Genomic DNA, 246 nt, shown 5'->3' on the forward strand with positions numbered 1-246 from the left:
CCTTCCAAGGCCGCAACTCCTGATCAGTGTCAAACCATTCCGGCATGACGTGTTCACCCGTCAGGAGGGTAGGGTCCTCCCGGAAGTCATCAGGTAGCGTCCGGGCAGCCGACCAATCGGTGACCACACCGTCGGCATAGGACGATTCATGAATGACGGCATATAGCGGGTTACGTCCGCCGTAGGGCAGCAGCTCGGCCAGGTCATGACGGAACGCCCGCGAAGTGTGCGGGTACTCCAGCAGGT

The 246-nt window shown here is 61.0% G+C and carries 1 pseudogene; it reads right to left on the minus strand.

From position 1 onward, the window contains the following. Nucleotides 1-246: pseudogene (locus QSV46_RS40670) on the minus strand (aminopeptidase); the annotation flags it as partial.

It is taken from the genome of Bradyrhizobium cosmicum (genome assembly GCF_032290525.1).
Lineage (GTDB): Bacteria > Pseudomonadota > Alphaproteobacteria > Rhizobiales > Xanthobacteraceae > Bradyrhizobium > Bradyrhizobium cosmicum_A.